This is a genomic window from Pseudomonas sp. FP2309, assembly GCF_030687575.1.
Lineage (GTDB): Bacteria > Pseudomonadota > Gammaproteobacteria > Pseudomonadales > Pseudomonadaceae > Aquipseudomonas.
The window spans coordinates 926,548-952,180 of record NZ_CP117439.1 but is presented as its reverse complement, the minus strand read 5'-3'; the positions used below and the strand labels follow the sequence as shown (position 1 = coordinate 952,180).

The window sequence follows — 25,633 nt, the reverse complement described above, 5'->3', positions numbered from 1 at the left end:
AAAGGCCGCTGATTACTCAGCGGCCTTATTGATGGGTTATTGCGGGCCTTGCTTGTCGATCAGCGCAGCCAGGGCTTCGTATTCTTCCGGCAGCAGATCGGTCAGCGGCGTGCGCACCGGACCTGCGTCATAGCCGACGATTTTTGCGCCTGCCTTGACGATGCTCACGGCATAGCCGGCCTTGCGGTTACGGATGTCCAGATAGGGCAGGAAGAAATCGTCGATGATCTTGGCGACGGTGGCGTGATCGTCCTTGGCAATGGCGTGGTAGAAGTCCATCGCGGTTTTCGGGATGAAGTTGAACACCGCCGAGGAGTACACCGGTACGCCCAGGGCCTTGTAGGCAGCGGCGTAAACCTCTGCAGTCGGCAGGCCGCCGAGGTAGCTGAAACGGTCGCCCAAACGGCGGCGGATCGACACCATCAACTCGATGTCACCCAGGCCATCCTTGTAGCCGATCAGGTTTGGGCAACGCTCGGCCAGGCGTTCCAGCAGCGGTGCGGTCAGGCGACACACGTTGCGGTTGTAGACCACCACACCGATCTTTACCGATTTGCACACGGCCTCAACGTGGGCGGCAACCCCGTCCTGGCTGGCTTCGGTGAGGTAGTGCGGCAACAACAGCAAGCCTTTGGCACCCAGGCGTTCGGCTTCCTGAGCGTATTCGATCGCCTGACGGGTCGAACCGCCGACACCGGCGAGAATCGGCACGCTGGTGGCGCAGGTATCAACAGCGGTCTTGATCACTTGGGAATATTCGCTGGCGGCCAGGGAGAAAAACTCACCAGTGCCGCCCGCGGCGAACAAGGCAGTGGCGCCGTAGGGGGCGAGCCACTCAAGACGCTTGATGTAGCCCGCTTGGTGAAAGTCACCCTGGGCGTTGAAATCGGTCACGGGGAAAGACAACAGACCGTGGGAGAGGATGGACTTCAGTTCTTGTGGATTCATTATTCGAACACCCTGGGTAAAGACTTTCTGGCGAAAGGTTGTTGTTGGTTTTAATGATGTCGTACGTCATCGTACAACTATAAAAGAATTCGTCAACTGCAATTCATCGTCCGTGACCTGCCGTGGGTGTTGAAACAAGGATTCTTGACGTAGGAAATTTATCCTCTATGCTCGCCATAGCTGTATATATGTACAGCAAAAAGGAAGATTCCTACGACATAGCAAGGAGCTAACATGTCAGGTCTTGAGCTCGCAGCACCCGAAAAAACCCCAACGATTCTGCGCTTCGAAGGCAGCGAACACACCGCGATCGGCGACGACACGCTGCTGCGCTTCGTTAAAGATGCCGCGCCGATTCCCGCACGTGACGTCCAACTGCACCTGCCCAACGGGCTTGCGCTGACCTACGGTCAGGTGATTGCTCTGGGCGGTGACTTTTATGGCATTCCCGGCCGGCCCATCAGCGATGGCGCCTCTGCGGCCGAGCGCGTGCAACGTTTCACCGCGGCCTTCAATACGCTCGCCGTACTGCCGGCGTCGCGGGAAGAGGCCGGCAAGATCCTCGCGGTAATGCAGAAGGAGATCAACGCGGTCAACGGGACCATCAAGGCTGGCAAACAACCCCATGAGGCCTATGACGCGCTTGGCGATACGTTGTCCGAAGAGTGGAACCGCATCACCGGCGGTGGCAGTGCGGTGTCGGCACTGTTTCCGCTGGGGCGCTACCTGAAACTCGCAGCAGACAACGCCGACCACTTCGGCGAATGGGCGTTGTCGGCCTACCTGGCAGGGCATACGGCGGCGCTGCAGCAGGCCGCCGTGGCCCATCAAACCGGCACAGACCAGGCGCTGGAACTGGCGTATGCCATGAACAGCTTCGCTGATCACTTTTTGACCGATCTGTTTTCCGCCGGGCACCTGCGGGTACCGCGCAAGCAACTGGCTGCCGTGGTGACACCCGACGAATTGGGTTCGCTGATCAGTCGCTTCATGCACGACGAAGACAGCACATTCGGGCTCAAGGTGCGCAATGCCATGGGGGATGAGTGGCATGCCTATGGAGATAAACGCTACTTCGATGCCAGTGACGCGGCGAATCGGACGCAGGTCAAACGCGCCGTTCAGGCTTCGGCGGACGAAATCTTCGACACGTTTATCAGCGGTGCGGCGCCCTCCCCGGCCCACTTCAAGGCACCTTTATACGTGCCGGATTTGAACGCGGCCCAGAACCCGGCGAACAACTTTTCGCCACTGTTCAGGCTGGAGGGGGACAAGGTACTCCGACGCAAAGACGTAAATGACCTTAACGACAAGCACTGGACCGCTGACTGGTGGGGGTGGAGTACGTATTTGCTGCTTAAGGACTACACACCCAATCAACCTGTCTGACTGATCGTTCCCAGACGACGCGTGGGAACGGCGAACCCGGGCAATTCAACCGCGCTGCGCTTGCGCCTCTTCATGGGCGTGGCGCAGCCGCTCACGGCTGTTGGTCAGGTGCAAACGCATCGCCGCCCGTGCCGCGTCCGAATCCTGGCGAGCAATCGCCTCATAAATTTCTTCGTGTTCGCGGCTCAGACGGCTCATGTAGTGCTGTTGATCATCGTGGGCCAGACGCGCCGAATTCAGACGCGTCCGCGGAATGATACTGGTGCCCAGGTGCGTCATGATGTCGGTGAAGTAGCGGTTGCCGGTGGACAGGGCAATTTCCAGGTGGAAGGCAAAATCCGAGGCCACCGCATCGCCGGCGTGGGCCGCGCTTTCGTTCAACGCATCGAGCGCGGCGCGCATCGCCGCCAGTTGTGCATCGCTGCGACGCAGTGCAGCGAGGCCGGCGGACTCCACTTCCAGGCTGATACGCAGCTCCAGAATGGCCAGCACATCGCGCAAGGTAACGACCGTCGCCGGGTCGATGCGAAAGCCGCTGGGGCTTGGCGTGTCGAGCACGAACGTGCCGATACCGTGACGGGTTTCCACCTGCCCGGCCGCCTGCAAACGCGAGATGGCTTCGCGCACCACCGTGCGGCTGACGCCATGGGCCTCCATGATCGCCGACTCAGTGGGCAACTTGTCGCCCCGCTTGAGCTCGCCGTCGCGGATCTGTTCGGACAACACCGTGACCAATTCCTGGGCAAGGCTGCGGCGCTTGCGGGGAAGACGAGGGGCGGTGTTGGCGTTTTCCATGAGGGGTCATCTATCTCGGCGGACTAAGGCAGCATCATAGCCCATGGCGGTTGTACGATCACCGTTCAGTCGCGACTTTCATCCATATCCTGCGCGCAAAAAAATGCCCCGACGCAGGTCGGGGCATTTTTTCCGGTTCGCCCAAGGGCTGAACCGCTTACTTCACCACTTTGAGGCTTGGCCGTCCGCTTGGACGCGGCGGTTCGGCATCCGGTGGCGGCACATCGCTACCGTCCTCGCTTTCGACCGCTTCGTCCTCCTCGAAAGGCGACTCCAGATCGAACACCATGCCCTGACCATTTTCCCGGGCGTAAATCCCGAGGATGGCACCAATGGGCACGAACAGCGTATGTGGCACACCGCCGAAACGCCCTTCGAAGCTCACAGCTTCATTGTCCATGTGCAGGTGGCGCACAGCACTCGGAGATACGTTCAACACGATCTGCCCGTCACTGGCAAACCCCTGCGGCACGTCAACCTTGGGAAATTCAGAGTTGACCAGCATGTGCGGGGTGCAATCGTTGTCCACAATCCACTCATAGAGCGCGCGGACCAAGTAGGGTCGACTGGAGTTCATCAGCGGCTCCTTAAGCCTTAGCGCATATCGCGTTCGACACCAGACAGACTCGCCTGGAAAGCCTCACGCGCAAACTGGCGCTCCATGTAATCAAGCAGCGGCTTGGCTGGCCGCGGCAGTTCAATGCCCATAATCGGCAAGCGCCAGAGTATGGGTAATAGGCAGCAATCCACCAAACTTTGTTCCTCGCTGAGGAAAAAAGGCTTGTCGGCGAACAGCGGCGAAACGCCGGTGAGGCTCTCGCGCAATTCCTTGCGCGCCACCACACGGGCGGCTTCTTTGCTGCGCGAATCCAGAATCACATCCACCAGCCCACACCAGTCACGCTGAATCCGATGGATCAGCAGGCGGCTGTTGGCACGCGCCACCGGATACACCGGCAGCAAAGGCGGATGAGGGTAACGCTCATCCAGGTATTCCATCACCACGGTCGACTCCCACAACGCCAGGTCACGATCGACCAGGGTGGGCAAGCTGCCGTAAGGGTTCACTTCGATCAGTTTTGGCGGATGACGGCCCGCCTCCACAGTGATGATCTCGGCGCTGACACCCTTCTCTGCGAGCACGATGCGTACTCGGTGGGAATAGTGGTCGGCGGGGTCGGAGTAACAGGCCAACCGATTGGTCACGCCCATGGCGGTCCTCCTCGCTTGTTGAAATTATCGAAAGCTCAAAAACGAGCGCGCCCAGAGAGCATCTCTGTAGGACCTGATGACCGGGTCGCTACGGGTCAGAGATGCCGCTGGGCGCGCAAGATTAACAGCAATTGCTTACGGTTGGATCAATGCACATCCTTCCAGTATTCGCGTTTAAGCAGATAGGCGAATACAAAGAAGAAAGCCAGGTACAGCAAGACATACGTACCGATGCGCTGGTGCTGCAATTTGACCGGGTTGGCCGAGTAGGCCAGGAAGGTCACGAGGTTCTTGACCTTCTCGTCGAACTGCTCTTCGTTCAGCGCACCGCTCTTAGGCACGATGGTCAGTTGGTCGCACGCTTCGTGAGTCAGAGGCGTACCGGTCAACGGATCATATTGTTTCTTGCCGTTCTCAACGACCTGAACCTGCTTGCATCCTACCACTTGGCGACCCTGCAGGCCGACCAGAACGTTAGGCATACCGACGTTCGGGAACACTTTGTTGTTCACACCCCACGGGCGAGCCGGGTCTTCGTAGAAGGACTTGAGGTAGCCGTAGAGCCAGTCAGTGCCACGCACGCGCGCTACCAGCGTCAGGTCAGGCGGCGCAGCCCCGAACCAAGCCTTGGCGTCTGCTGGCTTCATGCCGATGTTCATGTGGTCGCCAATCTTGGCGCCCGTGAACACAAGCTTCTCCAGCATCAACTCGTGGGGGATACCCAGGTCGTCGGCAACACGCTCATAGCGTTGGAACTTGGCGCTGTGGCAACCCATGCAGTAGTTGGCGAACGTGCGTGCGCCGTCCTGCAGGGCTGCTTTATCAGACACGTCGATATCGACTTTTTCCAATTCCGGGCCGCCGTGCTCGGCAGCCAATGACAGTAGCGGCAGCGCCGCAAGCATCAATGCAACGAATAATTTTTTCATCAGCCAGTCACCCTTTCCGGAACCGGTTTGGTCTTCTCTAGCCGGGTGTAGAACGGCATCAGAATGAAGTAGGCGAAATACAGGAAGGTGCAGACCTGCGACAGCAACGTACGCTCAGGCGTTGGCGCCAGTACGCCGAGTACGCCCAGGATCACGAACGAAATGCAGAACACCCACAGCCAGATCTTGCTCAGCCAGCCTTTGTAGCGCATCGACTTGACCGGGCTGCGGTCGAGCCAAGGCAGTACGAACAGCACGGCAATGGCCGCGCCCATGGCGATGACGCCCATAAGCTTGTCGGGGATCGCCCGCAAGATGGCGTAGAACGGTGTGAAGTACCAGACCGGGGCAATGTGCTCAGGTGTCTTGAACGCGTTGGCTTGCTCGAAGTTAGGCTTCTCGAGGAAATAACCGCCCATCTCCGGGAAAAAGAACACGATCGAGCAGAACACGAACAGGAACACGACCACGCCGACGATGTCTTTGACGGTGTAGTACGGGTGGAACGGAATGCCATCCAGCGGGATGCCGTTTTCGTCCTTGTGCTTCTTGATGTCAACGCCATCCGGGTTGTTGGAACCCACCTCGTGCAGCGCGAGGATGTGCAACACCACCAGGCCCAGAATCACGATCGGCAGAGCCACCACGTGCAAGGCGAAGAAGCGGTTCAAGGTGATGCCGGAGATCAGGTAGTCACCACGGATCCACTGGGTCAGGTCATTACCGATGACCGGAATCGCACCAAACAGCGAGATGATCACCTGGGCGCCCCAGTACGACATCTGGCCCCATGGCAGCAGGTAACCCATGAACGCTTCGGCCATCAGCGCCAGATAGATCAGCATGCCGAAGACCCATACCAGCTCTCGCGGTTTCTGGTACGAACCGTACAGCAGGCCGCGGAACATGTGCATATAGACCACGATGAAGAACGCCGAAGCACCGGTGGAGTGCAGCAGACGCAGGATCGAGCCGTACTCGACGTCACGCATGATGTATTCGACCGAGGCGAACGCCTCTTCCGCCGAGGGTGTATAGCTCATCGTCAGCCAGACGCCGGTGACGATCTGGTTGACCAGCACCAGCAGTGCCAGGGAGCCAAAGAAATAGAAGAAGTTGAAGTTCTTCGGGGCGTAGTACTTGCTGAGATGGTCTTCCCACATTTTAGTGGCGGGGAAGCGCGCATCGACCCAATCCATGAACTTGCTCATCACGCGTTCTCCTTATCGAGGCCAATGACAATAAGGTCGTCAGTTTCGTAGGTATGCGGCGGTACGGGCAGGTTCAACGGCGCGGGTTGGGACTTGTAGACGCGTCCGGCCAGGTCGTAGTGGGAACCGTGGCACGGGCAGAAATAACCACCGACCCAGTCCTTGCCCAGATCGACGGGAGCTACTTCCGGGCGGAAGGTAGGCGAGCAACCCAAGTGGGTACACAGACCGACCAGCAACAGAATCTCTGGCTTGATCGAACGTGCTTCGTTTTTGGCGTAGGCGGGTTGGTCGGATTTCTCAGATTTGGGGTCAGACAACTGGCCTTCGATCTTTTTCAGATTTCCCAGGATTTCCTCTGTACGACGAACAATGAACACCGGCTGGCCGCGCCACTCAGCAATCATCTGCTGGCCTGGCTCGATTTTGCTGACATTCACCTTCACCGGTGCACCTGCGGCTTTCGCCTTGGCACTGGGAAACCATGACCCCACGAACGGGACCGCAGCCCCCACCGCTCCTGCAGCACCCACCACGGATGTGGCTGCTACCAAGAAGCGACGCCGGCCTGCATTCACGCCGTCATTGCTCATTCAGTCCTCTCCCATCAGCTTTTTTGGCCTGTTAAATCAGGCGTCTACTAAGTGTTGAATCTTTACTTATAAAAATTTTGCCGAATGGTAATGAAAAGCCCCACGTATGACAAGGGAATTGCCCAGGGCTCAGCCTCCAGGCCTTGTAGTATAGGGGGTCTACGGATGTGGCAAGTTGTCACGGCGAAAAATGTGCATAAATCGCAGGCAATAAAAAACGCCCAGCTCCGTGAGGAGGCTGGGCGTTTTTGTGGAACGTAAAGCGAATTAACGCTTCGAGTACTGCGGACGCTTACGCGCTTTACGCAGACCGACTTTCTTACGTTCAACTTCACGGGCATCGCGAGTCACGAAGCCAGCTTTGCGCAGAGCGCCACGCAGGGTTTCGTCGTACTGCATCAGAGCGCGAGTGATACCGTGGCGGATTGCGCCAGCTTGACCACTTACACCGCCACCGATAACGGTGACGTAGATGTCGAACTTTTCAACAGTCTCGGTCAATTCCAGCGGCTGACGAACTACCATGCGGGCAGTTTCGCGGCCGAAGAAGTTGTCCAGGGTGCGGTTGTTGATCGAGATGTTACCAGTGCCCGGACGCAGGAAAACGCGTGCGGTTGCGGTTTTGCGACGGCCAGTGCCGTAATTTTGAGTCGCCGACATAATGAACTATTCCGTTAAAACTTCAGTTCTTGGGGCTGCTGAGCAGCATGAGGGTGTACAGCGCCCGCATAGACTTTCAGCTTGCGAAACATATCGCGACCCAGTGGGCCCTTAGGCAGCATGCCTTTGACCGCGATTTCGATCGGGGCTTCAGGCTTCTTGGAGATCAGGCCTTCAAAGTTGGAAGACTTGATACCGCCTGGGAAACCGGAGTGACGGTAGTACATTTTGTCTTGCGCTTTGTTGCCGGTAACACGTACCTGCTCAGCGTTGATGATCACGATGTAGTCACCGGTGTCAACGTGAGGGGTGTATTCAGGCTTGTGCTTGCCACGCAGACGGCTGGCGACTTCAGTGGCCAGACGACCCAGGGTCTGACCAGCGGCGTCGACGACAAACCAGTCGCGCTGAACTGTTTCCGGTTTTGCAGTAAAAGTTGTCATTCTTTAATAGCCTCAGGGGCCGCCCTGTAAATTAGACGGCGGATCTTACTGAATAGTGCGTACTTTGACAAGTCAAAGGCAGCCGGATACAGACGCTATCGGGGGCTCGGGTCGGCGCGTCCGTTCAACGGCAAGATTCTTCGGCAGGCGGCGCATCACTTCCACTGCAGAAAGAGGTGGGCAATTATGCAGATTGCGAAAAAAAATTCAACCTGCTTTTATGATTGTTTTCCCTGAAGGAGTACCCGATGGATTATCGACAGCTGGGCCGTACAGATCTGAACGTGAGCGCGATAGCCTTGGGCACCATGACCTGGGGCGAGCAGAACAGCGAGGCAGAGGCCTTCGCGCAGATCGAACGGGCCAAGGCCGCGGGGATCAACTTCCTCGATACGGCGGAAATGTACCCGGTGCCGCCCAAGGCCGACACCTACGCGACCACCGAGCGTTATATCGGCAATTACTTCAAAAGCCGTGGCGACCGTGCCGACTGGATCCTCGCCAGCAAGATCGCAGGCCCCGGCAATACCATCGATTACATCCGCGACGGCCACCTGCGCCACAACCGCAAGCACATCATTGAAGCCCTCGACGCCAGCCTCAAGCGCCTGCAGACCGACTGGATCGACCTGTATCAACTGCACTGGCCGGAACGCAGCACCAACTTTTTTGGCCAGTTGAGCTACAAGCACAAGGACGAAGACGACCTCACACCGCTTGAAGAAACCCTTGAAGCGCTGGATGAACAGGTCAAGGCTGGCAAGATCCGCCACATCGGCCTGTCCAACGAAACCCCGTGGGGCACCATGAAATTCCTGGCCCTGGCCGAAGCCCGTGGCTGGAGCCGCGCGGTGTCGATCCAGAACCCTTACAACCTGCTCAACCGCAGTTTCGAAGTGGGCCTGGCGGAAGTCGCGATTCGGGAACAATGCGGCCTGCTGGCCTACTCGCCCCTGGCGTTCGGCATGCTCAGTGGCAAATACGAAGGTGGCGCACGCCCGGCCAAGGCGCGCCTGACGGAGTACAGCCGCTTCAGCCGCTATTTCAACCCACAATCGGAAGCGGCGTGCAGCCGTTACGTGGCCCTGGCGCGCGAACATGGCCTGGACCCGGCGCAGATGGCCCTGGCGTTCGTGACGCAGCAGCCGTTCGTGACCAGCAACATTATCGGGGCCACATCGCTTGAACAGTTGGACAGCAACATCGCCAGTGCTGATCTGAAATTGTCGAAAGAGGTGCTGGAAGGGATTGAGGCGATTCAGAAGGATCATCCAAACCCAGCACCCTGATCAATCCATAGACCGTCTTCGCGAACACGCCCGCTCTCACATTTGGCTGTATTCTCAATCAAAACGTGGGGGCGGGCTCGCGAAGAGGCCTCAGCAGCACAGCCCCCCTAGAGCGCCCGCGCAATAATCTCCTTCATGATCTCGTTGGTGCCCGCATAAATGCGCTGCACCCGCGCATCCGCCCAGGCCCGCGCAATCGGGTATTCCCACATAAAGCCGTAACCGCCGTGCAACTGCACGCACTCGTCGAGCACCTTGCACTGCAGGTCGGTAGCCCAGTACTTGGCCATCGCAGCCGTAGGCACGTCCAGCTTGCCCTCCAGGTGCAATGCCAGGCACTTGTCGACGAATACCCGACCGATCTGAATCTCGGTGGCCATTTCCGCCAGTTTGAAACGGGTGTTCTGGAAATCGGCGATCGCCTTGCCGAAGGCCTTGCGTTCACGGGTGTACTCGAGCGTCCACTGCAACGCCGCTTCGGCTGAGGCCAGTGCGCCGATCGCCACGGTCAAACGCTCCTGGGGCAGTTCCTGCATCAGGTAGGCAAAGCCCATGCCCGCCTGGCCCAACAGGTTTTCCTTGGGCACACGCACATCCTGGAAGAACAACTCCGAGGTGTCCTGGGCCTTCATACCGACCTTCTCCAGACGCTTGCCCTTGGCGAAGCCCGGCGTATCGGCCTCCACCAGAAACAGGCTGGTGCCCTTGGCGCCGGCCTTGGGATCGGTCTTGGCCACCACGATTACCAACTCGGCAAGATAACCGTTGGTAATGAAGGTCTTGGAGCCGTTGATCACATATTCATCGCCGTCCAGCACGGCAGTGGTCTTGACCCCTTGCAGATCGGAACCCGCGCCTGGCTCGGTCATCGCAATGGCCGTGACCATCTCGCCACTAATCAATTGGGGCAGGTATTTGTGCTTCAGCGCCTCACTGCCGTAATGCAGAATATACGGCGCGACGATATCCGAATGCAGGGAGAACCCGATGCCGGTGAGACCCAGCCGGCCGATCTCTTCGATCACCACCGTGCTGTAGAGAAAATCCGCGCCCAGCCCACCGTATTCCTCCGGCAGATGGGAGCAGAGCATCCCCGCCTCCCCCGCTTTGCGCCACAGATCACGGTCGATGTAACCCTGTTTTTCCCATTGCCCATGGAACGGCGCGGCGTCTTTTTCGAGGAAGGTGCGCACGCTCTCGCGAAAGAGTTCGTGCTCCGGACTGAACAAAGTTCTGGGAATCATGGGTCACCTGCATGGATTGTCGGACAAAGACGAACCCACAGAGCCTATGCCGCGAAAGCCTTACGGGACACTGGACACATGCGACAAAAAATAAGACGATCCAGCCGTCTGGTGACCACTTTCCCCTATAAGAATAAATGAAATTATGTCTAACCAAATCTCCACGCCCCTGCGGCGCGTCAGCATTTTGGCCATTGATCGGGTATTCGCGTCCACCCTCATGCAAGCCAAGGATTTCTTCCACCTCGCCAGCCTGCGCTACGGCAAACAACAGGGCCTTGGCCTTACGCCGGCGTTTGCAACGCGCCTGGTGAGCCCCGATGGACAATCGGTGCGCAGCTTCAGCGATGTGATCATGCCGGTGGACGGCGGCCTGGAAGACGCCGACATCATCGTGCTGCCGGCTTTCTGGGATGACTTCGATGCTCTATGCACCCGCTATCCTCAAGTGCTGCCGTGGCTGCGCGAACAACACGCGCGCGGCGCCGTGCTCTGCGGTGAAGCCACCGGGGTGTTCTGGCTGGCCGAAGCCGGACTGCTCGATGGCAAGGAGGCGACCACCTATTGGCGTTTCTTCAATGCCTTCAGCGAACGCTTTCCCAAGGTCCAGCTTAACCAGGACAAGCACCTGACCGACGCCGACAACCTGTATTGCGCCGGCGGCACCACTTCGGCGTGCGACCTCTACATTTACCTGATCGAGCGCTTCTGCGGCGCCAATATCGCCCAGGCCGTCGCCCGCGACATTCTTTATGAAGTGCAGCGCAGTTACTCGCCGGGGCGTATCGGGTTCGGCGGACAGAAACTGCATCAGGACGTGATCATCCTGCAGATCCAGCAGTGGCTCGAAGAGCACTTTGCCGACAAGTTCCGCTTCGAGGACGTCGCCCGGGAACATGGCATGAGCATCCGCAACTTCATGCGCCGCTTCCAGACCGCCACCGGCGACAAACCGCTGCATTACCTGCAACGCCTGCGTATCGAAACGGCCAAGGGCCTGCTCTCGGGCAGCCGCAAGAGCATCAAAACCATCAGTTATGAGGTGGGTTACGACGATGCGAGTTTCTTTGCGCGATTGTTCAGGCAGCACACGGACTTGTCGCCGAACCAGTATCGGCAGCAGTTCCAGCAGGCGGCTTAAAATAAGACTTTACTCACGATAAATGTGGGAGAGGATTGCCCCCTCCCACATTTTTATTGTGTCGGCCTTAAGGCTTATGCCCACGCGACAGGAATTCGTGGGACTGCATCTCCAGCAAACGGCTGAGAGTGCGCTGGAATTCAAAGTTCAAGCGACCGCCAGTGTAGAGGTCCTTGAGCTCGACCTCAGCCGAGATGATCAGCTTGACGTTACGGTCGTAGAACTCGTCGACCATGTTGATAAAGCGCCGCGCGATGTCGTCGGTGGTGACGTTCATCTGTTCCACGCCGCTCAAAATCACCGCGTGGAAGATCTTGCCCAGTTCGATGTAATCGTTCTGGCTGCGCGGGCCGTCACACAGTTGGCGGAACTCGAACCAGGCCACGTCATCGCAGGTGCGCAACGCGATGATCTCGCGGTTCTCGATCATCAGCTTGTCGTTTTCCACCGCCTGGGTGCATTCCGGCGTCAGCGCGCGAAAGCTCTTTTTCAGGCTTTCGTGGGCCGCTTCGTTCAGCGGGAAGTGGAACAACTCCGCCTGTTCAAGGTGACGCAAGCGGTAGTCGACGCCGCTGTCGACGTTGACGATCTCGGTGTTCTGCTTGATCAGCGCGATGGCCGGCAGGAAGCGCGCACGTTGCAGGCCATCCTTGTACAAGCCGTCGGGCACGATGTTCGAGGTGGCAACCAGGGTCACGCCGTTCTTGAACAGTTCTTCCATCAGGGTGCCAAGGATCATGGCGTCGGTGATGTCGGAGACGAAAAACTCATCGAAGCAGATCACCCGTGCTTCGTCGGAGAAACGCTTGGCGATGATGGTCAGCGGGTTTTTCTCGCCCGGCAGGGTTTTCATCTCTTCGTGCACGCGCTTCATAAAGCGGTGGAAGTGGGTGCGGACCTTTTCCTTGAACGGTAGCGCTTCGAAGAAAGTGTCGACCAGGTAGGTCTTGCCACGGCCCACACCGCCCCAGAAATACAGGCCTTTAACCGGCGTGCGGTCTTTCTTGCCAAACAGCTTGCCGAGCATCCCTGGCTTGCTTTGCGAGGCCGCGACCAGGTCGTCGTACAGACGCTGCAAATGACGCACCGCCGTTTCCTGGGCCGCGTCGTGGAAGAACTCAGGGCGTTTCAGATCAGCTTGATATCGTTCTAGGGGCGTCATAATTTCGTTAGCAAGGCAACAAAAACGGGCCGTCACTGTAACGACGGCCCTGGTTAATGGCAATCAACCCTTGGTCGGGTTAATCCTCGAGTGGGGTCAGCGCAACGCGCAAAGCGGCAATGGCTGCATCGCGCGACGCCTCGTCGGCGAACGCGGCGCTGTCGGCCACTGCCGCACCGTCCAGCCACACGCTGAAGCTCAGGGCGTCAGCGCGAACGTCCAGCGCGTCACCGTTTTGCAGTTGCTTGGTGACCGCGCCTGCCGCTTTGCCATCGGCAAAGTTGCGCGACAGCAGCAGTTGTTCTCCATCGGCGGCCAACAGGCGGAAGCGGAAGCTGCCGTCGTCTTCGCGAAAGCTCACAAAGCGCGCGGCTTTCGCGGCTTTCTTCTTAGTGGCGAGCGGCGCCGCAGCCTGGTTGACGAACGAACGCAGACCCACCGCTTCGCGCAACTCGGCCAGGAATGGCGCGGCCACGGCGCGGGCTTTTTTGGCACCGACCAACAGCAGGTCTTCCATGTCCGAGGGGCGTGCCATCAGTTGGTGGTACCGCTCACGGGCTTCACCCAACTGACCATCGAGCAGTTGGAACAGACGGTTCTTCGCCTCCCCCCAACCCAGGCCTTGCAACAGTTCGGCACGGAATTCCGCCTCCTGGGCCTTGCTGGCAAACGCCTGGTACAAGGTGAACAGGTGCGAGTTATCCGGGTCTTTGGCTTCGCCGGGCGCACGCGAGTCGGTGACGATCCGCGAGATAGCGTCTTTCATGTCCTTGGCGCTGGTGAACAACGGGATGGTGTTGTCGTAGCTCTTGGACATCTTGCGGCCGTCCAGGCCCGGCAAGGTGGCGACGCTTTCTTCGATCAACGCCTCAGGCATGGTGAAGAACTCTTTACCGTTGCCGAACAGGTGGTTGAAACGCTGGCCGATGTCGCGGGCCATTTCCACGTGTTGGATCTGGTCGCGGCCCACCGGCACCTTGTGCGCGTTGAACATCAGGATGTCCGCTGCCATCAACACCGGGTAGCTGTACAAGCCCATGGTGATGCCCGCATCCGGGTCTTCGCCGTTTTCCACGTTCTTGTCCACCGACGCCTTGTAGGCGTGGGCGCGGTTGAGCAGGCCCTTGGCCGCCACGCACGTCAGCAGCCAGGTCAGCTCGGGGATCTCCGGGATGTCGGACTGGCGATAGAAGGTCACCCGGTTCACATCCAGGCCACCGGCCAGCCAGGTCGCGGCGATTTCCATGCGCGAGCGCTGGATGCGCTGCGGGTCGTCGCACTTGATCAGGGCGTGGTAGTCGGCCAGGAAGTAGAAGGAATCGGCATTGGCGTCCTGGCTGGCGAGGATCGCCGGGCGAATCGCACCGGCGTAGTTGCCCAGGTGCGGCGTGCCGGTGGTGGTGATGCCGGTGAGGATACGGGTACGAGTCGTCATGGGTAATCGCTTATCAGACTGCTATCAATTCGAGAGGCGTGGCAGCACCAGATCCTTGAGATCGGTGAGCTTGCCATGAAAAAAGTGCCCGCATTCTGCCACTTTCAGCAGCTCATGGGGGCGATTCAAGGCGGCGGACCAGTCATAGACGAGTTGCGGCTCGACCACTTCGTCGGTTTCCGGCTGGATCAGCGTCAATGGGCAGCCCTGGGGCAGCACATCCGTCTCGCGCAGGCGCATCACGGCCGCGGCGACCATGAACAGGTGCGCAAGCTTTTCGCCCTTGGCTTCCAGTCGGCCACCGAGGCTGGCGGCGACATAGCCACCGAAGGAAAAACCCAGCAAGGTGATGGGCAGGCCGGGGTGTTTTTCCCGCAGCCAGGTGGCCGCCGCTTCGGCGTCGTCGACTTCACCGGTGCCCATGTCATGGCTACCGGCGCTCGCACCGACACCACGGTAGTTGAAACGCAAAGTAATCAAACCCGCATCGCGGGCGGTGCGCTGCAGGGTCGAAACGACTTTATTGAGCATGGTCCCGCCCTGCACCGGATTAGGGTGGCAGATCAGCGCCAGGCCACGTGGCTCGGGCTGATCCAGGTACAAGGCTTCCAATTGACCCACCGGGCCATCGATCAAAACGGGGGTTTCACGCATGAGCAAGGATGAACTCCGTGACCTCTCAAAGGGTCGACTCGTCTAGCTAAAAGTCTGTGCATGGCATCATTGCGAGCTTAATCGCGGTATACAGCGCAGGTTTGAGCCGTTAACGTAAAGCAAAGCCGTTTATAGAGGAAGGACTCGTGGAACACTCGCTCTTAGTTTGGTTGTTGCCGACTCTTGCCCTGGTTGCCGGTGTCGCCATCGGATTCCTGGTTGCTCGCCTGCTGCCGAATGCCGCGCCTAACCGCACGCAGCGTCAGTTGGATGACATTCAGGAACGTTTTGACAGTTATCAGAACGAGGTTGTTACCCACTTCAACAGCACCGCGAACCTGGTCAAGAAGCTCACCCAGAGCTACCAGGAAGTACAGGATCACCTCGCCGATGGCGCTAACCGCCTGGCCCTCGACGACATCACCCGCCAGCGCCTGCTGGCAGCGCTGCATTCCGATGCGCCGCAAACACCCCGCGAACGCCTGACCCCACCCCGGGAAAACCAGGAACCACCACGGGACTACGCGCCAAAAACGCCGAACGCCCCTGGCATGCTGGATGAGCATTACGGCTTGAAGAAGTAAGTTTTTTCAAGCGACACAAAAAGCCCGGCTGATCGATGATCAGCCGGGCTTTTTTTGGGCTGCTGGCAACAAAGATCCAATGATCTGCACGCAGCCTTAAGCCAATTGTTGCTCCTGCAGCCAACCACCGTCGATGCGCACATGCCGCCCATGGAAGCGCTTGAGGCTGCTGCGGTGCCCGACACTGACGATGCTCAGCCCCGGCAATTCATCGATCAACGCTTGATACAGCGTCGCCTCATCCTCTTCGTCCATGGCCGATGTGGCTTCGTCCATGTACAGCCATTGCGGTGCGAACAACAACGCACGGGCAAACGCCAGGCGCTGTTGCTCGCCCGGTGAGAGCATACGTTGCCAGTGATTGGCTTCGTCCAGGCGTGTGACCAGATGCGGCAAGCGGCAGTTTTCCAGGACCTGTGCATAACGTTCTGCCGAGTAGACGCTGTCGTCCTGTGGATAACTCAACACGGCCTTGAGCGTGCCAATCGGCAAATACGGCTTCTGTGGCAGGAACAAGTAGCGTGACGCCGGCAAGCGGATACGTCCGTGCCCCGCCGGCCACAAATGCCCCATTGCCCGAAGCAGCGTGCTTTTACCGCTGCCGGACCGCCCACTGAGCATCAGGCGTTCACCCGGCTCCACGCTCATGTTGGCGTCCGTCAGCAAGTGGCGACCATCGGCCAGGTTCAAGCCCAATCCCTGCACCACCAGGCGCTCACCCTGTGCATTCACATCGATGGACACCGGGCGTTGCTCGTTTTCGGTCATGGCCTGCTGAAAGCTCAATAGACGATCACTGGTCGCGCGCCAGCCGGCAAGGTCCGAGTAGGCGCTGATAAACCAACTGAAGTTGCCCTGAACATTGCCGAATGCCGAGTTGATTTGCATCAGTTCGCCTAACTCGACCTTGCCGGAAAAGTAACGAGGTGCAGCGATGATGAACGCGAAGACGGTCGCAATCTGTTCGTAGCCGGCGGTAAAAAACGTCAGGCGCTTGGACACCTTCATGATGTCCCAGTAGTTATTCCAGACCTTGCCGAAGCGCGTAGTCAAACGCTGCTGCTCATTCGGCTCGCCGTTGTACAGGGCGATGCTCTCGGCATTCTCGCGCACCCGTATCATGGAGAAACGCAGGTCGGCTTCAAAACGCTGTTGCTGGTTGCTCAGGCCAATCAAACGACGACCGATCAGGTGCGTCAGCCAACTGCCGACTGCGGCGTAGAGCAATGCACACCAAAACATGTAACCGGGGATGGTAATGCCGAACACCTCAATGCCGCCCGACACGCCCCACAGAATGATGGAGAAGGACACCAGGCTGACGACATTGCGCAGCAGCCCAAGGCCCAGGCTCAACGTGCTCGAGGTAAAACTGTTGAGGTCTTCGGAGATCCGTTGGTCCGGGTTATCGGTGTAGCCACCCTGTTCCAGATGGTAGTAGTTCTTGTGTCCAAGCCAGCGCGCAAAGTGCTTTTCGGTGAGCCAGGCGCGCCAGCGAATGGTCAGCATCTGGGTCAGGTACAGGCGGTACACCGCGCCGAGAATGGCGACTGCCGCAATGCCGCAGAAATAGCCGATCAACTGCCAGAAAGCCGCAGTGTCCTTGTTCTCCAGCGCGTTGTAGAAATCCTTGTACCAATGGTTCATCCATACCGAAATCGCCACGCTGAACAGCGACAGACCGATCACGGCGATCAGCAGCAACCAGGCCTTGCCCTTCTCTTCACTGCGCCAATAGGGCGTGATCATCGCCCAGGTTCGACGGAAGAATTGCCCACGCACCGCGTCGTTGACCGCGGAGTACTCAGCGTTCTGATTCATCGTTCAGGCTCGGTAAGGAAGAGGTGACAGGCGTATGAACCGATCATAGAGGATCGGTTCACGGCTCCGTACGGCCTGAAGCGGGTTGTTCAGCTTAGGTTCAGCGACGTACCGGACGCTTCTGCAGCTTGCGTTGCAGGGTGCGGCGGTGCATGCCCAGGGCGCGGGCGGTGGCGGAGATATTGCCTTCGTGCTCGGTCAGTACGCGCTGGATGTGCTCCCACTGCAGGCGATCGACCGACATTGGATTTTCCGGCACCAGGGTGTCGAGGTCGGCATGCTCGGAGAGTAACGCAGCCAGCACGTCGTCGGCGTCCGCCGGCTTGCACAGGTAGTTGCAGGCGCCGCGCTTGATGGCCTCGACGGCAGTGGCGATGCTGGAGTATCCAGTGAGGATGACCACGCGCATTTCCGGGTCCAGCTCCAACAGCTTGGGCAGCAGCACCAGGCCGGAGTCGCCATCCATTTTCAGGTCGAGCGCGGCGTAGTCCGGCAGGTCGGCCTGGGCGATGGTCAGGCCTTCCTCGGCCGAACCTGCGGTGCTCACGCGAAAACCGCGACGGCTCATGGCGCGGGCCATCACGCGGGTAAAGGTGGCGTCGTCATCTACCAGCAACAGGTGCGGCAGTTCTTCGCCTTCGACTTGGATCTCGTCACTCATCGATATCTCCTCGTGCGACACGGGGCAGGCGCAGCTCGGTGAGCGTGCCGCCTTCCTCGTGACTATAGAGCTTCACTGAGCCGCCCGCGCGGGTCACGCTGGCCTTGCTCAAAAACAGGCCGAGGCCGAAGCCTTTGCCCTTGGTGGTAAAGAAGGGTTTACCGATCTGCTCGGCAATGGCCAGCGGCACGCCCGCGCCGTGGTCACGAATGCTGATGGTCACGTGTTCCAGATCCCAATCCAGCTGTACGCCCAAGCCCTCGGGGCAGGCGTCGGCGGCATTGTTCAGCAGGTTGAGCAACGCCTGGGTCAGGTCCGGTGGCGGCGCCATGCGCGGTACGCTGCCCTGCCCCAGCAGATGAAAACGGTAGCTGGCTTCGGGGCGCATCAGGTGCCAACGGTTCAAGGCCTCGTCGAGCCACTGGGTGACGTCCTGCATCTCGACCGCCAGGCGGCGATTGGCTTCGGCGGCGCGCACCAGTTGCTGCAAGGTCTGCTTGCACTGCTTGACCTGCTCGCGCAGTACGCCGAGATCCTCTTGCAGTGCAGGGTCGTGGTGGTCCTGCGTCATTTCGTTGAGCAAAACACTCATGGTGGCCAGCGGTGTGCCCAACTCATGGGCGGCACCAGCGGCCTGGGTCGCGACGGCCAGCAATTGCTGGTCACGCAGGCCCTCTTCGCGGCGAATGGCGCGCAATTCTTCCTGGCGACGCAGTTCTTCAGCCATGCGCGCGGCGAAGAAGGTGATCACCGCAGCAGACAGCGCGAAGCTCAGCCACATTCCATAGATCTGCAGGTTTTCCCGGGCGATGGGGAAGGTTTGCAATGGATAGAACTGCGCCAGCAACAGGGTGTAGAGGGTCAGGGCGATGCCCGACAGCACCACCGAGTAGCGCCACGGCAATGTCACCGCAGCAATGGTCAGGGGCACCAGATAATAAGAAACGAACGGGTTGGTGGAACCACCCGAGAAATACAACAACACACTGTGGATAAACAGGTCGCACGCCAATTGCAGGGCGTACTCCAGTTCGGTCACCGGCCACGTGGTGCGCAAGCGGATCGCAGTAAACGCGCACAACACGATGGAAAAACCCAGGGTCACACCCAGTTGCAGCCAGGGCAGCGGCAGCAGGTCGAACCAATAGGCAAGCCCGACTGAACCCGCCTGTGCGGCCAGTACCAGGGTGCGAATGAACGTCAGGCGCCAGAGGTTCTGGCGGGTGGCGGAAGTCAGTTTTACGGCGGCGAGCATGAGCTCTCCCGGTGGGCGCTGCTAGCAGATCGGCAGGAGTATAAACGAAGCAGGCCGGCCGGCACGGCGCGTGTGGCTCTTTGCCGCAGGCCGGGTAAATGACCGTCCGTCGGCGCCAGCACACTTTGTAGGTGATGTGTAAACCCGAAGAACCTGACACCACCGTCTACAGTCATACCGATACGCACAACCCCAAGGAGCTTCCATGTCTCGTTTCACTCGCAGCGCAGCCATCATCACCCTCGGCGTCGGCGCCCTGGCCAGCCTTCCGGCACTTGCCGCCGACGAACTGCATTACAACCAGATCTCCCTGCGCGCCGAAGTCAGCCAGGAAGTGGCCCGCGACAAGATGATCGTCACCCTTTACACCGAGTCCCAAAACAGCGACCCGGCCAAGCTTGCCGCGGAAATCACCACCACCATGAACAAGGCCCTGGGCCAGGCCCGTGAAGTCAAGGATGTCACCCTTCGCCAGGGCAGCCGTAACAGCTACCCGATCTACGATGACAAGAACCAGAAGATCACCGGCTGGCGCGAACGTGCCGAACTGCGCCTCGAAAGCGCGGACTTCCCGGCGCTTTCCAAACTCACCGGCGAACTGCTCAACACCCTGAAAATGGAAAACATGGACTTTGCCATCGCCGACACCACGCGCAAGGCCAGCGAAGATGCCCTGCTCAAGGACGCCGTCGCTGCATTCAAAGCCCGTGCGCAACTGGCCACCGATGCGCTGGGCGGCAAGGGCTACAAGATCGTCAACTTGAACTTCAACACCAACGGTTATCCGCAACCGTACGCCCGTGGCGGGATGATGATGAAAGCCGCCATGATGGATTCAGCGCCGGCGCCGGAAGTCGAGGCCGGTACCAGCCAAGTCAGCATGAGTGCCGACGGGGTGATTGAAGTGCTGCAATAAGCCTCTCGACGCACACGAAACGGCGCGGCCTGCAAAGGCATGCGCCGTTTTTTTTGCGACACAGACCCGCCGAGTGGCCGAGTCGAGGCAGGAGCAATCGGAAGGCGACATGCTGACACGTCACGCCGTCAACCTGCTCATAGCCATAACTAAGCAGGTAAATCCGGAGCCGCGATAAGGGGGCGAGCGTCCTCACGTAGGCTTTTTCCAAAACACGGTAAGCCCTCGTCTAATACCGGCATCTCGCACCGAGACGCGCACATTGAACGGGAACTGCCAAACCTTATAGAACCACCTACTTTCGCACCCCATAAAGGCGTCAACCGCACGCCTCGCTTCATTACGCCCCCGCGTAATTGATTTGCTGTAAAGCGGCCCATGCGTTTGGAAAGACGAATAATTTTTTGAACTCCACGTCAACATCGAGTCGATCATGAATATCAATGCTCCTCTTCATTCGCCCTCGTTAACCCCCCCACCTTCCGTTCACACTCGTCACGCTCGTTCGATCAGTGCTTCATCTTCCCCACAAAACAAATGGCCAGGAGAGGAGAGCGACGCAGAGTCAAAAAATATAGCGCTTGGACAAAAGCCGGCTGCAGGCACTTTCGCAGATCCTGAACGTGACGCCCTGACGACTACCATTTATGGGTCAGCGACCGCTTCTCTGCCAGACCCGAACTACACGCTTACGGAGCGAGCACAGCGCATCGACGCCTATGCCAATCGCGTAAAGACGCAGATCGGGCAAATAGAAAATGGAAGCGAAGGCGAACGAAACATTAAATTCCAGCGCGTGCGCCTGTTCATGGAACCCGCTGGGTACTTCAGTGGCGGCTTATTGTCCGCGGGATACGATCCGCACGAGAAGTTCACGGTCACGTTCAGTTCATATACAGGCAAGGGCAAACCCGAGGTATTGACCGACAGCCAGAAGCGCACCTACTGCGCGTGGGAGATTGCGGCGGGCGCTCTCGAACACGATAAAGTCGAACGTGGGGGGCCGATCAACTTCCAGGAAATGGAAATTGAGTCAAAGGACCGGGGCAAAATCAATAATCTGGAGTCCGTCGGCAAAAAGCTACAAGATCATTGGGAAAAAGAAATAGCCGGACCGATGCGGCACGCTTCCGGAGCACTGGCGAAGCGCTCGGGGAAAGCGGATGCCTATGTACTGAAGGGCATCTTGCAGAACCTGTCCAAGGACAGCGACAGCTTCAAACTATTAAGTCCCGACGCCCAAACAGCGATCAAGCGTACGCTTGAGCACAATGGGCAAGTTATCATCCCGAACGTTTATGGCTACCCCCTGGAAGGGTACGCATTTATTCCTTACACCCCCTATGAAGGTGATTATCACAACAGACCTAATAAGGGTCTGATGATCGATTTAAAGAACGGCACCGTCCATGAAATAAGAGGGGACGATGAGTTCGCCGAGTGGGCGAAAGCCAATCGCGACACCCTGCAAAAACGCTTCAACGCGAGTAACAGACAAGGCGGCTCGGATGCACATTGGCCCAAGACCGGCGAAGTGCTCGATAGTTTGATTGACGGCAATCGGGCCAGTTATCCGGGCTATCAAAACTTCCTCAAGGACCAGGCCATACCGGTTCGCCAAACATTCAACTACACGCGGTCGCGGGCGAGCGGTTATCGTCTCAAGTACGGCAATCTTAATGACGGTATTGCCGTGCAATACCAAGAGCTGAACGTCAACAATTCGGCATGGAACGACCAAACCCAAGTATTTGGCTCTTCACAGCAAAGCTGGAAGAAGGCGAAAGCGCTCTGGGGCGATACCTTCGGTTACCTTCCTGTCGTGGGCAACGTCGGTAATATTGTCTTCGGCGTGCATGACGGACTCTATGGCAAAACCGCTCAGGATCGTATTGGAGGCAATGCCGCAGCAGTTATATCGGGCCTGCAATTGGCGCATGAATTGGCGACGCTCGGGGCAGAAGGCGGTCTCGGTGAATTTTCCGACCCTTCTCCTATTACCAAGAATTACAGCTGGCGACTCAACGTCGAGACCAACGACTTTGAGTTGGTGCGATCACCCGATTTTTCATATATCCCGGAGAACGGTTCCCTTACGCCAGAAGAAACCCCGGCCAATAGCGGCATCATCGCCAAGCCCGATGAGGCGGACGGATGGAAAAACAAAGGGAATGCGGCTAACTCTAAGTTAACGTCGAGCGACGACCTTCAGAATGAAGTCCAGCCGCAACAACCTGGTGGCAACCGGTTGCGCCCCAGCCAGGCAGGGGATATCAGCAAACATGCGGTGCGCAACGGTGAGAAGCTCATTGAGCACGCGACGCCCAACAGCAAAGGCATTTATCAGGCCAAGGGCGAAAAACGCTGGTTTATCCGATATGTCGACGATACGGGTGTGAAAAAAGTGTATGAAATCAGAAGTGATTTCAAACTTAGCGATAACCATGTCCAGATCATTGATCCCCACACCAGAAAGCCCGTGCTGACCGTGTATGCCAACGGCGAAGGGCAATGGTCCAGCGGCAAGGTTCAGGGTGGCTGGCCTTGGAATCGTGCTCCGTCGGCCCCTCCCACGGAGGCCACCAAGATACCGCCAAAGTTTTCAGATGGCTTCGATGCGCTGGGTGATCCCACAGCAAGCGGCGCCGCCAGTTTTGATGAAGTGTTTAACTACAACAGCAATACGGCTTACCAGCAATCGGTCAACAACTTCGAAGAGGGGAACGTCCTTAAGCGCAAACTCAATGTGTCCTGGACCGTTCAGGAAGACAACTTCGAGGTTTATCCCAGTGAAAAGGCACAGACGAATGAGCACAGTACAACGCCCTACTCGCAGAATTTCCTAAAGGACTTAAACCGTGATCGCTATACCGTCCGCGTAAAACAACCTGACGGGTACACAACGCTGGAGTTGAATGCCTCAGGAGACGCAGAGGGTGAGACGCTGAGCAAGCGCCTCAAGCAGTTCGAAGACGCCATTCCCGACCCGCTCTTGCGCTCGCGCATCTCCGAAGTGGCTCATCAGGGCAGTGTCGCGCCGACGTCGGTCGAGTTGAAAATGAACCAATTGCAGGAACATGTGGGCTTCAAGGGCAAGGACACCCATTACGTCATTACCTATGATCCCGACACTCACACTGCGCAGGTTGAATTTGACGCCAAAATGACACTGCTCAATCTGGACAAGGACGCCACTGAAATACCCAACATGGAAGTCAACGCGCAACGCACCTTCCAGATTGGTGAAGGCAACGCCCTGAACGACGAGGCCAACCCTTACATCATCAGTAACAAGGCCCCCTTCACCATGACCGCGTCGAATGTCGTGGATGTGAAATAACACCGGCGCCTTTCTGATAAGACGTAACGGCGGTAACCTCGGTGACCGCCGTTTTCGTTTGGGCAGCGTCGATATACCTGCCACTTCAGGGGTCTCCATGGAAAGAATCGTCTTAAAACCACTCCTCCTCGCCGCCGGTCTGCTGGCCGTTATGCCGATGGCCCAGGCGGCCAGCACCCTGGTCTATTGCTCCGAGGCCAGCCCCGCCGGCTTCGACCCCAGCCAGTACACCAGCGGCACCGACTTTGATGCCTCCGCCGAAACCGTCTTCAACCGCCTCACACAGTTCAAGCGCGGCAGTACCGAAGTCGAGCCCGGCCTGGCGACCCGTTGGGAAGTGTCGCAGGATGGCCTGACGTATACCTTCCATTTGCGCGATGGCGTTGTCTTTCACACCACCGACTTCTTCACGCCGACCCGCGATTTTAATGCCGATGACGTGCTGTTCACCTTCAACCGCCTGTTGGACGCTGAAAGCCCGTTCCGCAAGGCGTACCCGTCCGAGTCGCCCTACTTCACCGACATGGGCTTGAACACCACGATCAAAAGCGTCGAAAAACTCGACGATCACACCGTGCGCTTCAACCTGAACAACGTCGATGCCTCGTTCGTGCAGAACCTGGCCATGAGCTTCGCCTCGATCCAGTCCGCCGAATACGCCGCGCTGTTGCTCAAGGAGGGCAAGGCAGAAGATATCAACCAAAAGCCGGTGGGCACCGGGCCGTTTGTTTTCAAGCGCTACCAGAAGGACTCGCAGATTCGTTACGCGGCCAATAAACAATATTGGAACCCCGAGGACGTGAAGCTCGACAACCTGATCTTCGCCATCACCCCGGATGCCGCGTCGCGCCTGCAAAAACTCAAGGCCGGCGAATGCCAGGTCAGCGGCTACCCGCGCCCCGCCGATATCGAAGTGATGAAACAAGATCCCAACCTGCGCGTATTGCAGCAAGCGGGGTTCAACCTGGGCTTCCTGGCCTACAACGTGACCCACCCGCCGCTGGACCAGCTCAAGGTGCGCCAGGCCCTGGACATGGCCATCGACAAGCCCGCGATCATCAAGGCCGTGTACCAGAGCGCCGGGCAATTGGCGCAGAACGCCCTGCCGCCGGCGCAGTGGTCTTATGACCCGAATATCAAAGATGCCCCTTACGATCCGACCAAGGCGCGGGCGCTACTAAAAGAAGCAGGGGTTGCACCGGGCACGACCATCAACCTGTGGGCGATGACCGTACAACGCGCGTCGAACCCCAATGCGCGCATGTCGGCCCAGATGATCCAGCAGGACTGGGAAAAGGTCGGCATCAAGGCCAACATCGTCAGCTATGAATGGGGCGAATACATCAAGCGCGCCAAAAATGGCGAGCACGACGCCATGATTTACGGCTGGACCGGCGATAACGGTGACCCGGATAACTGGCTCGGCGTGCTCTACAGTTGTGCTGCGGTCAAGGGCAGTAACTACGCCAAATGGTGTAACCCGGCCTACGACAAGTTGGTGCTGCAGGCCAAGGTCAGCAGCGACCGCGAACAGCGCATCAAGTGGTATCAACAGGCGCAAAAAATCCTTAAGGAACAAGTGCCTATAACGCCTATTGCGAACTCGACGGTTTTCCAGCCCATGCGCAAGGAAGTGCGGGATTTCAAGATCAGCCCGTTTGGTCTGACGCCGTTCTATGGCGTGAGTCTGGATAAGTAACAGGAACGCCCCAACCGAGTGCGCCAGACGCTTCGGTTGGGCTTTTTTGGTGCGCCAATTGCACCGAAAAAACCCTCAAAATATGCGCAATTATGTCGAAACTTTCATAATTGCGACATTCGTGTACGTTCGTACCACTCTTTGAGCCTTGCAACGGTTCAGCGTCTTGCAATGGGTATGGCGCCTGCATAAGTATCCGCAGGCCGACTCACGAGGTCGCCCTCACCACCAAAAATGACAACAAATCATGAG

General features: G+C 58.3%; 23 protein-coding genes. 7 read left to right on the top strand and 16 right to left on the bottom strand.

The features are described from left to right. Positions 1-36: 36 nt before the first annotated feature. The gene (gene kdgD, locus PSH59_RS04210; protein WP_027604837.1) at positions 37-948 is read right to left on the bottom strand and encodes a 5-dehydro-4-deoxyglucarate dehydratase; all 912 of its coding nucleotides are present in this window, start codon (positions 946-948) and stop codon (positions 37-39) included. 234 nt (positions 949-1,182) lie between these two features. Here kdgD and PSH59_RS04205 point away from each other — a divergent pair, with 234 nt between their 5' ends. Next, positions 1,183-2,337 (top strand): phospholipase, encoded by a 1,155-nt coding sequence (locus PSH59_RS04205; protein ID WP_305394373.1) that lies wholly within the window; start codon positions 1,183-1,185, stop codon positions 2,335-2,337. A 45-nt stretch (positions 2,338-2,382) separates the two neighbouring features. On the opposite strand, the gene PSH59_RS04200 is transcribed toward PSH59_RS04205, so the two are convergent. The 8 genes from PSH59_RS04200 to rplM form a co-directional block, all read right to left on the bottom strand. Further along, the gene (locus tag PSH59_RS04200; protein ID WP_248075231.1) at positions 2,383-3,132 is read right to left on the bottom strand and encodes a FadR/GntR family transcriptional regulator; all 750 of its coding nucleotides are present in this window, start codon (positions 3,130-3,132) and stop codon (positions 2,383-2,385) included. Between the two features lie 157 nt (positions 3,133-3,289). Then, positions 3,290-3,709: a ClpXP protease specificity-enhancing factor gene (locus PSH59_RS04195; RefSeq protein ID WP_305394372.1), complete on the bottom strand. Its 420-nt coding sequence runs from the start codon at positions 3,707-3,709 to the stop codon at positions 3,290-3,292. A gap of 17 nt (positions 3,710-3,726) precedes the next feature. Then, on the bottom strand, positions 3,727-4,344 hold the full coding sequence (locus PSH59_RS04190) for a glutathione S-transferase N-terminal domain-containing protein (protein WP_248075227.1): 618 nt from the start codon (positions 4,342-4,344) through the stop codon (positions 3,727-3,729). A 146-nt stretch (positions 4,345-4,490) separates the two neighbouring features. Beyond that, positions 4,491-5,273 carry a cytochrome c1 gene (locus PSH59_RS04185; protein WP_305394371.1) on the bottom strand — a complete coding sequence of 261 codons (783 nt, stop codon included), beginning with the start codon at positions 5,271-5,273 and terminating at the stop codon, positions 4,491-4,493. Next, positions 5,273-6,484, bottom strand: coding sequence for a cytochrome bc complex cytochrome b subunit (locus tag PSH59_RS04180; RefSeq protein ID WP_032877803.1), 1,212 nt, complete (start codon positions 6,482-6,484; stop codon positions 5,273-5,275). The genes PSH59_RS04185 and PSH59_RS04180 overlap by 1 nt, the downstream gene beginning before the upstream one ends. Beyond that, positions 6,484-7,077 carry a ubiquinol-cytochrome c reductase iron-sulfur subunit gene (gene petA / locus PSH59_RS04175; protein ID WP_034095877.1) on the bottom strand — a complete coding sequence of 198 codons (594 nt, stop codon included), beginning with the start codon at positions 7,075-7,077 and terminating at the stop codon, positions 6,484-6,486. Before petA ends, PSH59_RS04180 begins: the two co-directional genes overlap by 1 nt. 267 nt (positions 7,078-7,344) lie before the next feature. Then, a complete protein-coding gene (gene rpsI / locus PSH59_RS04170; RefSeq protein WP_003171743.1) occupies positions 7,345-7,737 on the bottom strand; it encodes a 30S ribosomal protein S9 in 393 nt (130 codons plus the stop codon). A gap of 14 nt (positions 7,738-7,751) precedes the next feature. Then, entirely contained in the window at positions 7,752-8,180 is a 429-nt protein-coding gene (gene rplM, locus PSH59_RS04165) for a 50S ribosomal protein L13 (protein ID WP_003171742.1), read from the bottom strand. A gap of 248 nt (positions 8,181-8,428) precedes the next feature. Here rplM and PSH59_RS04160 point away from each other — a divergent pair, with 248 nt between their 5' ends. Then, complete coding sequence (locus tag PSH59_RS04160) at positions 8,429-9,469, top strand: NADP(H)-dependent aldo-keto reductase (RefSeq protein ID WP_248075223.1); 1,041 nt, start codon at positions 8,429-8,431, stop codon at positions 9,467-9,469. 107 nt (positions 9,470-9,576) lie between these two features. Here the strand turns inward: PSH59_RS04160 and PSH59_RS04155 are convergent, their stop codons facing one another. Beyond that, positions 9,577-10,713 (bottom strand): acyl-CoA dehydrogenase family protein, encoded by a 1,137-nt coding sequence (locus PSH59_RS04155; RefSeq protein ID WP_248075221.1) that lies wholly within the window; start codon positions 10,711-10,713, stop codon positions 9,577-9,579. Positions 10,714-10,933: 220 nt separating this feature from the next. Between PSH59_RS04155 and PSH59_RS04150 the strand changes: the two genes are divergently transcribed. Beyond that, positions 10,934-11,854, top strand: a complete 921-nt coding sequence (locus tag PSH59_RS04150; RefSeq protein ID WP_248075983.1) for a GlxA family transcriptional regulator — start codon at positions 10,934-10,936, stop codon at positions 11,852-11,854. A 67-nt stretch (positions 11,855-11,921) separates the two neighbouring features. Here PSH59_RS04150 and zapE read toward each other — a convergent pair whose 3' ends face one another. From zapE to PSH59_RS04135, 3 genes are all read right to left on the bottom strand, one after another. After that, positions 11,922-13,016 (bottom strand): cell division protein ZapE, encoded by a 1,095-nt coding sequence (gene zapE / locus PSH59_RS04145; RefSeq protein ID WP_248075219.1) that lies wholly within the window; start codon positions 13,014-13,016, stop codon positions 11,922-11,924. 79 nt (positions 13,017-13,095) lie between these two features. Then, entirely contained in the window at positions 13,096-14,451 is a 1,356-nt protein-coding gene (locus PSH59_RS04140) for a tryptophan--tRNA ligase (protein WP_305394370.1), read from the bottom strand. 24 nt (positions 14,452-14,475) lie between these two features. Beyond that, positions 14,476-15,105, bottom strand: coding sequence for an alpha/beta hydrolase (locus PSH59_RS04135; RefSeq protein WP_248075215.1), 630 nt, complete (start codon positions 15,103-15,105; stop codon positions 14,476-14,478). Positions 15,106-15,251: 146 nt separating this feature from the next. Here PSH59_RS04135 and PSH59_RS04130 point away from each other — a divergent pair, with 146 nt between their 5' ends. Then, on the top strand, positions 15,252-15,689 hold the full coding sequence (locus PSH59_RS04130) for a YhcB family protein (RefSeq protein WP_032886236.1): 438 nt from the start codon (positions 15,252-15,254) through the stop codon (positions 15,687-15,689). A 96-nt stretch (positions 15,690-15,785) separates the two neighbouring features. Here the strand turns inward: PSH59_RS04130 and PSH59_RS04125 are convergent, their stop codons facing one another. The 3 genes from PSH59_RS04125 to PSH59_RS04115 all read right to left on the bottom strand — a co-directional run bounded on the left by PSH59_RS04125 (position 15,786) and on the right by PSH59_RS04115 (position 19,426). Then, positions 15,786-17,510, bottom strand: a complete 1,725-nt coding sequence (locus PSH59_RS04125) for an ABC transporter ATP-binding protein/permease (RefSeq protein WP_305394369.1) — start codon at positions 17,508-17,510, stop codon at positions 15,786-15,788. A gap of 100 nt (positions 17,511-17,610) precedes the next feature. After that, positions 17,611-18,171 carry a response regulator transcription factor gene (locus tag PSH59_RS04120; protein ID WP_003171731.1) on the bottom strand — a complete coding sequence of 187 codons (561 nt, stop codon included), beginning with the start codon at positions 18,169-18,171 and terminating at the stop codon, positions 17,611-17,613. Beyond that, positions 18,164-19,426, bottom strand: a complete 1,263-nt coding sequence (locus tag PSH59_RS04115) for an ATP-binding protein (RefSeq protein ID WP_248075211.1) — start codon at positions 19,424-19,426, stop codon at positions 18,164-18,166. The genes PSH59_RS04120 and PSH59_RS04115 overlap by 8 nt, the downstream gene beginning before the upstream one ends. Positions 19,427-19,631: 205 nt before the next feature. On the opposite strand from PSH59_RS04115, the gene PSH59_RS04110 reads away from it, so the two are divergent. The 3 genes from PSH59_RS04110 to PSH59_RS04100 all read left to right on the top strand — a co-directional run bounded on the left by PSH59_RS04110 (position 19,632) and on the right by PSH59_RS04100 (position 25,381). Further along, on the top strand, positions 19,632-20,342 hold the full coding sequence (locus PSH59_RS04110) for an SIMPL domain-containing protein (protein WP_305394368.1): 711 nt from the start codon (positions 19,632-19,634) through the stop codon (positions 20,340-20,342). Positions 20,343-20,775: 433 nt separating this feature from the next. Further along, complete coding sequence (locus PSH59_RS04105; protein WP_305394367.1) at positions 20,776-23,682, top strand: hypothetical protein; 2,907 nt, start codon at positions 20,776-20,778, stop codon at positions 23,680-23,682. Between the two features lie 97 nt (positions 23,683-23,779). Continuing rightward, positions 23,780-25,381 carry an ABC transporter substrate-binding protein gene (locus PSH59_RS04100; RefSeq protein WP_248075205.1) on the top strand — a complete coding sequence of 534 codons (1,602 nt, stop codon included), beginning with the start codon at positions 23,780-23,782 and terminating at the stop codon, positions 25,379-25,381. The last annotated feature ends 252 nt before the right edge of the window (positions 25,382-25,633 follow it).